Here is a 3,190-nt window from a genome sequence, read left to right as displayed (position 1 = left end):
AAAGCAGGTGTACGCCACTAGCTGTTTGCTATGGCCGGTCCCTTCAAGTGAGGCCCACTGCACGTCAGGCGCATCACTATTATTAAATCTTGAAAAACACCCCCTCAGCTCGGCAATGGCGGCAGAGTTTGGCAAGCAGAGCTGATTATCTTTACATGAGCCCCTAGTGATCGGGGGGATCATTATCCAGGAGTTTAAATCTACGTCAATAAGAAGAAATCTCGGTGACGTGTGGCTAGAAACGCTCCAGAACCTTCCGTATAACTTAGCTAAAGCATCTCCAAGCCGAAGTAGTAGGTCATTATCTCCTCGGCGGTTTAATATTGAACGGCCAAGCAGGAACGGAAAAGAATAGTCTGACTCGCTGTACTCAAGAATTTCCAAGTCATCGGCGAAACCAGTTTTAATTGTACTGGCGCGAGTCGGAAGTAATTCCTTAGCACCATCCAGTCTTCCGAGTTTCTCTTTAGCGAGCATTACGAACTTCTCTTGTTCAATGATGCTTTCCGTAATATTTAAAAACTCCTCATTGATCACTTTCAGGTCGCTAGAAATTTTGTTTGTAACCATGCAGTAACTGACGCTCAAAGCCAAGAAAAGAAGCGTAGCATTTAAAGAAAAAATAGCTGCTTGAGCGGACTGCCAGTTAGCATCGGTCATTACTCTAGTTCTGGTCATTTTTATTTAACCTCATCACCGATAATTTTTCAATTATAGCTGGCAATGCATTGGTTTGCATTGAAAATGTGGATCTCGTAAGCCTCAATCGTTCTTTTCGTAATAGTCTGGCGAATTCACATGTCGTCCTCTGGCAGAGCGCGCCTGTTATGACGTAGAACGGCTATTAGGCTATTTGCAGTTGTTCGTGTGAACTTTGAGGCGCTCAAATATCCGATGTGAGTGACGAGTTCCGCGCCATGTAGTCCGGGATCATCGTCTAATATTTAAGCCTGGTGTCGAATGATCTCGGGAGACTGGGGAGGTTATTGAGTTAGATTTTAATTCGCTGGAAATGCTATGATTCTATTGAGCGTTTGATGCACGCCCGAGGGGCAAGATCTAGTCAGTACTGAATCGCACCGGGTTTCGTGGAGGCCTCAACTCTTGAGAAGATGAGGCCATGAAAAAGACCACGACCTACTCCCCCGAAGTCCGCGAACGCGCTGTGCGCATGGTTCTGGAGCACCTGAACGAGCACCCCTCGGAGTGGGCGGCCGTCGAGGCCATAGCCCCCAAGATTGGCTGTGCCGCGCAAACCCTGCATGGCTGGATTCGCCGGCATCAGACCGAGACGGGGCAGCGGCCCGGCCAAACCAGTGACGAGCGTGAGCGCATCAAGGCGCTTGAGCGAGAAAATCGCGAGCTGCGCAAAGCGAACGAGACCCTGCGTCTGGCGAGTGCGTATTTTGCCCAGGCGGAGCTCGACCGCCGTACGAAGTCTTGAGGGCGTTTGTCGATCACTACCGTGACCGTCTCGGGGTCGAGTCGATCTGTGGTGTTCTGCAGATCGCCCCGTCCGGTTATCGCAAGCATGCGGCCCGTTTGCGCAACCCGGCACTGCGCCCCTGTCGTGCCCTGAGTGATGAGCTGTTGGCCCTGGAAGTCCAGCGCGTCTGGAATGCCAGCCTGCAGTGCTATGGCGCGGTAAAGGTCTGGAAGCAGCTCAGGCGTGAGCGTTTCGAGATCGCGCGCTGCACCGTGGAACGCCTGATGCGTCAGGCTGGCTTGCAAGGCATCCGGCGAGGCCAGTCGGTGCGCACCACGGTGCCGGCCGATCAGGCCGTCCGCCCACTGGATCGTGTGCGGCGCCAGTTCCATGCCGACCGCCCCGACCAGTTATGGGTATCCGACTTCACCTATGTCTCGACTTGGCAGGGATGGCTGCACGTGGCGTTCGTGATCGACGTCTTCGCGCGTCGCATCGTCGGTTGGCGAGTCAGTACCAGCATGAAGACCGACTTCGTCCTGGATGCGCTGGAGCAGGCACTATATGCACGTCAGCCACATCGCACCGGGGGCCTGATCCATCACAGCGACAGAGGCAGTCAGGGCGCATTCAACCGGTCGTCGCAACACTAGGTTGCTGTATAGCTTTTAGATAGTCGTTCAGTTCTTCGGCAGGTGTTTTCCAGCCAAGTGTTTTTCTGGGTCTGGTATTCAGCGTATGAGCCACGGCTTGGATCTCTTGATCACTCCAACGAGACAGGTCAGTGCCTTTAGGGAAGTATTGCCGCAGAAGGCCATTTGTATTCTCATTCGTACCGCGCTGCCAAGGGCTGTGAGGGTCGGCAAAGAAGACCTGCACTCCAGACTCGATGGTAAAGCGGGCGTGATCCGATAGCTCCTTTCCACGATCCCAAGTCAATGATCGCCACAACTGGACGGGCAAGGCTGTCACGGCCCTCTTCAGTGCATTGGCCATGGTGGCAGCCCCGTAGCCGGCAAGAGCGGGACCGTTCTTCGTTCGAGGAGTCAGCCCATAACCTTCCTCGCGAGGCAGATGAACGAGCAAGGTAAAGCGACTTGACCGCTCGACCAGCGTCCCGATCGCGGATCGGTTCAGGCCGATGATAAGGTCACCCTCCCAATGTCCTGGTAAGGCACGATCTTCCACCTCAGCCGGGCGGCTGGAAATCATGACGTCCTCGCTGACGTGCGCCCATGCTTTGGCCTGCGCCCTGGCTCTCGGTACGCGAAGCGCCCGCCCTGTGCGCAGGCAGCTCACCAACTCGCGTTTGAGCGCGCCTCGCCCCTGAATGTAGAGAGCCTGGTATATGGCTTCGTGAGAAATGCGCATGGACTCGTCATCCGGAAAGTCGATCTGCAGCCGGTTGGCGATCTGTTCAGGCGACCAACCATTGACCCATTTACGATCACTGCGATGAGGTTTGTTTCGGCCCTTGAACGGTGCCTGTAAAGGCCCGGCAATCTCGCGGCCTTTAGCGTCAAGAACCTTGCCCTCCAAGCGATCTTGCACGTAGTGGCGCAGTTGCGAGTTAGCCAACAGTTTTACCGGCTTCGGTCTTTTGGCAACCAGTTCTGCCTTCCACTGCGCGACTGAAGCGCGATACTCGAGCCGACCGCTACGAGTTGTTGGGAGGTGCGGCAGAAAACTTGGACTGATTAGACGATGATTCCTAGAGACCTACGGTGCTCCAAGGGGCTGCGTGAGCCAAGCGACATTTTGATC

The 3,190-nt window shown here is 54.7% G+C and carries 1 protein-coding gene, 2 pseudogenes and 1 other annotated feature; of the genes and pseudogenes, 1 reads left to right on the top strand and 2 read right to left on the bottom strand.

Features of this window, described 5'->3' with window-relative positions; translation table 11 throughout:
• On the bottom strand, positions 1-660 hold a 660-nt coding region (locus HNP46_RS35520), incomplete at its 3' end, for a hypothetical protein (protein WP_184598965.1).
• A gap of 460 nt (positions 661-1,120) precedes the next feature.
• Between HNP46_RS35520 and HNP46_RS35515 the strand changes: the two are divergent.
• A pseudogene (locus HNP46_RS35515) lies at positions 1,121-2,049 on the top strand (IS3 family transposase); the annotation flags it as partial.
• Positions 1,399-1,515: a sequence feature (AL1L pseudoknot), on the top strand. Its footprint overlaps the pseudogene before it by 117 nt.
• 7 nt (positions 2,050-2,056) lie before the next feature.
• Here HNP46_RS35515 and HNP46_RS35510 read toward each other — a convergent pair.
• Positions 2,057-3,091: pseudogene (locus HNP46_RS35510) on the bottom strand (IS30 family transposase); the annotation flags it as partial.
• Between the last annotated feature and the right edge of the window lie 99 nt (positions 3,092-3,190).

The organism is Pseudomonas nitroreducens (assembly GCF_014204515.1).
GTDB lineage: Bacteria > Pseudomonadota > Gammaproteobacteria > Pseudomonadales > Pseudomonadaceae > Pseudomonas > Pseudomonas nitritireducens_A.
The sequence above is the reverse complement of the archived record's forward strand: the minus strand, read 5'-3'. Positions and strand labels throughout refer to the sequence as shown.